Annotated in this window: 6 protein-coding genes; all 6 read right to left on the reverse strand. The window is 61.1% G+C overall.

Going from position 1 to position 5,338, the window contains the following annotated elements; genetic code table 11:
- Positions 1–164 precede the first annotated feature (164 nt).
- Positions 165–1,298 (reverse strand): RIP metalloprotease RseP, encoded by a 1,134-nt coding sequence (gene rseP / locus VGO12_RS23285; protein WP_327515107.1) that lies wholly within the window; start codon positions 1,296–1,298, stop codon positions 165–167.
- A 29-nt stretch (positions 1,299–1,327) separates the two neighbouring features.
- Complete coding sequence (locus tag VGO12_RS23290; RefSeq protein WP_327515108.1) at positions 1,328–2,161, reverse strand: phosphatidate cytidylyltransferase; 834 nt, start codon at positions 2,159–2,161, stop codon at positions 1,328–1,330.
- Complete coding sequence (locus tag VGO12_RS23295) at positions 2,161–2,904, reverse strand: isoprenyl transferase (protein WP_327515109.1); 744 nt, start codon at positions 2,902–2,904, stop codon at positions 2,161–2,163. Before VGO12_RS23295 ends, VGO12_RS23290 begins: the two co-directional genes overlap by 1 nt.
- Before the next feature lie 37 nt (positions 2,905–2,941).
- Positions 2,942–3,502 carry a ribosome recycling factor gene (frr, locus tag VGO12_RS23300; protein ID WP_327515110.1) on the reverse strand — a complete coding sequence of 187 codons (561 nt, stop codon included), beginning with the start codon at positions 3,500–3,502 and terminating at the stop codon, positions 2,942–2,944.
- 53 nt (positions 3,503–3,555) lie between these two features.
- On the reverse strand, positions 3,556–4,278 hold the full coding sequence (gene pyrH, locus VGO12_RS23305) for a UMP kinase (RefSeq protein ID WP_327497742.1): 723 nt from the start codon (positions 4,276–4,278) through the stop codon (positions 3,556–3,558).
- 192 nt (positions 4,279–4,470) lie between these two features.
- Entirely contained in the window at positions 4,471–5,337 is an 867-nt protein-coding gene (gene tsf, locus VGO12_RS23310) for a translation elongation factor Ts (protein ID WP_327515111.1), read from the reverse strand.
- Position 5,338: the final 1 nt, after the last annotated feature.

Raw genomic sequence — 5,338 nt, forward strand, 5'->3', positions numbered from 1 at the left:
AAGCAAGCCAGCTCGTTAATTTCTGTTTACTTCAATTCGAACCGTGGCTTAACGGCCACTACAGCCTCGATTTATCGTAAACAAAACCTTTCGTCGCAAGCCGTTGAAAACCAATCGTTCACAGTATCCGTCGAAATCCCCCTCGCCGTCCCTCCGGCCGAACGTTAGCCGAAGAACATCGAAATGTCGTTCCAGGTGGCAAACACCATGAGCATCAGCACCATGGCAAAGCCGATCCGATAGGCGACATCCTGCGCGGCCGGGCCCACCGGCCTTCCGCGCAAGGCCTCAACCGCATAGAACATCAGGTGGCCGCCATCAAGCACCGGAACGGGCATGAGGTTAAGCAATCCTATGGAAACTGACAGGATTGCAGCAATATTCAGCACAAACGGAATGCCGAGGCTGGCCATCTGCCCGGAGACCTTGGCCACGCGGATCGGTCCGCCGATCTGGTCGGCCTTCATGCGACCGGTCAGAACATTTGCGAGATAGTCGAACGTTCCGGTCACGACGTGCCAGCTTTGAACGAATCCCTGACCGACGGCCTCGATCGGACCATAGGTGACCGTGCGGAAGTTCCCCGCTTCCTGATCGGTCAGGATTCCGATGACACCGATTTCCATCTTGTTGCCGAACTGATCCGTCAACTCGGTTCGCTGCGGCACCATCGGCAGGTCGAGCGTCGCGCCGTCCCGTTCGATTCGGATCATGATCTTCATTTCGGGACGAACGCTGACGTAGCGACGAACGTCGTCGAAAGTGACGACAGGCGAGCCGTCGATCGATACCAGCCGGTCCCCGGGCAGCACTCCGGCTTGCGCAGCAGCGCTGTTCTCGTTCACGCGGGCGACCACGGGGTCTGCCACCTGGCGGCCATAGACAGAAAACAGGACTGCGAAGATCGCAATGGCAAGGATGAAGTTCGCAATCGGCCCGGCGGCAACGGTTGCCGCCCGCTTCCAGAGCCTTGCGCCAAGGAACGTCTGCCCACGCTCTTCCGGGGACAGCGTCTGCAGCCGCTCGTAGTCCGGTGTGCTTGCCGCATCCTCGTCGCCGAAGAACTTGACGTAGCCGCCAAGCGGAATGGCAGACAGCTTCCAGCGGGTTCCGTGCCGGTCGGTCCAACCGACGAGCTCGGGCCCGAAACCGATCGAAAAGGCTAGGATACGGATGCCCGACCAGCGGCCGACGAGGTAGTGTCCCATCTCGTGCACGAACACCAGCAATGTCAGCACCAGAAGGAAGGGAATGACGTAGCCAGTCAGAATCTGAAGGGCATCAAACAGGTAGGGCATCAACGTTCCTCAAACACCCGCGGCCAGGGTCAAAGGCCGTAAAGGACAGATCCGAAGGCGATCTGGCGCCCGTCGCTGACAAAATACTGAACCATGACCAGAATCAAAGCCGCGACACAGGCAAAAATCAATCCGTCGACCCGATCCATGACCCCGCCATGACCCGGAATGAGACGGCTAGAATCCTTCACGCCGAAGCGTCGCTTGATGAAGGATTCGAACAAGTCTCCCACCTGGCTGGCGACGGAAAGCACCAGGGCTATGATCGGGATACGGAGATCTTGCAGCGAAAAATAAGCCATAAAAACGGCAACACCGGCAACAATGCCGCAAATCGTGCCGCCGATGGCGCCCGACCACGTCTTGCCGGGCGAAATGCGCGGTGCAAGCTTCGGACCACCGATCGCACGGCCGGTAAAATAGGCGAAGATGTCTGTTCCCCAGACAACCGCGAACACGAACAGCGTCGCCATCAGGCCAAGATCGTCGGCGCCGCGCAGCGCTGCCAGCGATATCGCCGTCAAACCCGCATAGGCAATGCCGCCCGGCAGCCACCAGCTCGTCTTGCGCACGAACACCCACACCACGGATGCCGCGAAGGCAAAGGCCAGAACCGGCAGGCTGTAACCGATGGAGCCGGTAACGATCAGGCCCGCGATGACAGCCAGTGACAGCCAGCCAAAGGCATTGCCCTGGAAATCGTGCTCGGGAAGACCTGTAATGGTCGACCATTCATAATAGACGAACAAAGCGATGAGAGCCGCCAGCGACTGGAAGGCCAGGCCGCCGAACCAGGTCGCGGCCAAAGTACCCGCCGCGAGCACCACTCCCGAAGCGATGCGAAGCTTAAGTTCGGTTTGCATCAGGACCCGACCGCCAGCGTAGGCTCGGCAAGACCGCCGAAGCGACGCTCCCGGCACGCGTATTTGTTGAGGGCGGCCACGAAGGCTTCGCGCGAGAAATCGGGCCACAGTTCGGGCACGAAGATCAACTCGGAATAGGCCCCCTGCCACAGGAGGAAATTCGACAGCCTTTCCTCGCCGCTGGTGCGGATAATGAGGTCCGGATCGGGAATGCCTGACGTGTCCAGCGTCGCGGAGATGCGTTCCGGAGTGATCTCCTCCGGCCGCAGGCGCCCCTCGGCCACATCCGTCGCCAGACGCTGCATGGCGCGCGTCAGCTCGTCCCGTGCGCCGTAGTTGAATGCGATGACCAGAGTGATGCCGGTATTCGCGCGCGTCGTCTCTTCCGCTTCCACCAGCAATGGCAGAATATCGCCGCGAAGATTGGAGCGATCGCCGATCACGCGAATGCGGACATTCTCGCGGTGCAGATCGGCCAGGTCCCTGCGGATGAAGGTTTTGAGCAATCCCATGAGATCGCTCACCTCCGCAGCCGGCCTGCTCCAGTTCTCCGACGAGAAGGCGAACAACGTGAGGTAGCGCACGCCGACTTCGGTCGCCGTCCTCACGGTGTCGCGCACGGTCTCCACGCCCTTGCGGTGTCCCATGGTGCGCGGCAACCCGCGGGCGTTCGCCCAACGGCCGTTGCCATCCATGATGATGGCAACGTGTTCCGGCACGGTGGTGGAGGTGAGGTTTTGCATAAGGCGTCCGCGAAAGGAGACTCAGATCACGAGCAGATCAGACCTGCATGATTTCCTTTTCCTTGTCGACGAGCAAGCGGTCGATATCGGAAATCGTTTCGTCGGTCATCTTTTGCACGCGCTCGGATTGAGTACGGCTGATATCCTGACCGATGTCGCCATCTTTTTCGGCTTTTTTCAGGTCATCCATGCCATCGCGACGGACGTGGCGCACGGCGACCTTGGCCTTTTCGGCATAGTCATGTGCAACCTTGACCAGCGACTTGCGGCGCTCTTCGTTGAGCTCCGGCAGCGGGATGCGCAGGTTCTGTCCGTCAATGATGGGGTTGAGGCCGAGGTTCGATTCGCGAATGCCGCGGTCGACGGCGCCGACCATCTGCTTGTCCCAGACCGAAACCGACAGCATGCGCGGCTCGGGAACCGTGATGTTGGCGACCTGGTTGAGCGGGACGCGCGATCCGTAGGCTTCGACGGTTACCGGATCGAGAACGTTCGCCGACGCGCGGCCGGTCCGGAGCGACGCGATATCGCTCTTGAATGCGGAAATGGCGCCATCCATGCGACGCTTCAGTTCCTTCAGGTCAACACCTTCGCTCATGGTCGAAACTCCCGTTCTATCATTCGCCGGCCACCGAGGCCGTTCTGCCGCTCTTAGTTGTCTGTAACGATCGTCGCACGACCGCCGCCGGTCAATATTTCCGCAAAGCCACCCTTCTCGTGGATCGAGAAGACGACGATCGGAATGGCATTTTCGCGCGCAAGCGCAACGGCGGCAACATCCATTACGGCCAGGCCCTTTTCAAGCACCTCGCTGTGGGTCAGCCGGTCGAAGCGGGTCGCGGTCGGATCCTTCTTCGGATCGGCGGAATAGATGCCGTCGACCTGCGTGCCCTTGAAGATGGCCTGTGCGCCCATTTCGGCAGCGCGAAGGGCAGCCGCCGAATCGGTCGTGAAGAAGGGGTTGCCGGTGCCGCCGGCAAAGATCACGACGCGGCCGAGGGAAAGATGGTAAAGCGTGGCGCGCTGCGAGAAGCTCTCGCAGATCTCCGGCATCGCGATCGCCGAGAGCACCACCGTGTCGATATCGAGCTTGCGCAGCGAGGTTGCGAGCGCCAGCGCGTTGATCACCGTCGCCAGCATGCCCATGTGGTCGCCGGTCACCCGGTCGCCACCCTTGGAGGCAACGGCGACGCCGCGGAAGATGTTGCCGCCACCGACAACCACGCCCACTTCGACGCCCATGGCGCGAGCTTGCGCGATGTCTGCGGCGATGCGGTCAGCAACCGCCACGTCGATGCCGAACCCCTGGCTGCCCATCAGGGCTTCGCCGGAGGCTTTGAGTAGAACGCGTTTGTAGAGTGGTTCGGCCGGCATCATCGCTCCTGAACAGATCGGCGCGCGTGCGCACGATCGCGGCGCACAGCGCATAAGGACACATTGCGCTCCATGGTTTCAACCGCAGCGGCGTATTTTCCGGCGGGTCCAGCGCATTGACGAAGCCGGATACACGAAGGGCACCGCGTTGTCACGCGATGCCCCGAGGTTTTCCCAATATGGGTGAAGAAATCAGCCCTTGGCGACAGCTGCAACTTCTGCAGCGAAGTCGGACTCTTCCTTCTCGACGCCTTCGCCGAGCAGCAGGCGGGCCATGCCGGTGACTTCGATCGGCGCGCCAGCGAGCTTTTCAGCATCCTTGACAGCCTGGCCGACCGTGATTTCCGGGTTCATGACGAAGGCCTGCGACAGCAGTGCGACTTCTTCGAAGAACTTGCGCATGCGGCCTTCAACCATCTTCTCGATGATGTTGTCCGGCTTGCCCGAAGCGCGCGACTGCTCGATGAAGACGTTGCGCTCGCGCTCGGCGACAGCCGCGTCGACTTCGTCCGCACGGATCGCGAGCGGGTTGGTGGCAGCAATGTGCATGGCGATCTGGCGGCCGACCGAGAAGAGAACTTCCTTGTCGCCGATCGACTTCAGGGCGACGAGAACGCCGAGCTTGCCGATGCCGTCCCCGGCAGCGTTGTGGATGTAGGTTGCGACAACACCGTCTTCGACCTGAAGCAGAGCCGCGCGACGCAGCGTCATGTTCTCGCCGATCGTGGCAATGGCGTCCTTGATGGTCTCGTCGACCGACTTGCCGGTTGCCGGGTAGTTGGCAGCGGCAATGGCGTCGACCGAACCGTCGGTGCCGAGCGCGACGTTGGCGACGCCACGAACGAGTTCCTGGAAGGCTTCGTTGCGGGCAACGAAGTCGGTCTCGGAGTTGATTTCAACAACGACAGCCTTGACGCCGCCGCTGACAATACCGATGAGGCCTTCAGCAGCCGTGCGGCCCGACTTCTTGTCGGCCTTTGCGATGCCCTTGGCACGCAGCCAGTCGATCGCAGCTTCCATGTCGCCATTGGTTTCGGCGAGCGCCTTCTTGCAATCCATC

It is taken from the genome of Ensifer sp. (assembly GCF_035999135.1).
Taxonomy (GTDB): Bacteria; Pseudomonadota; Alphaproteobacteria; order Rhizobiales; family Rhizobiaceae; genus Ensifer.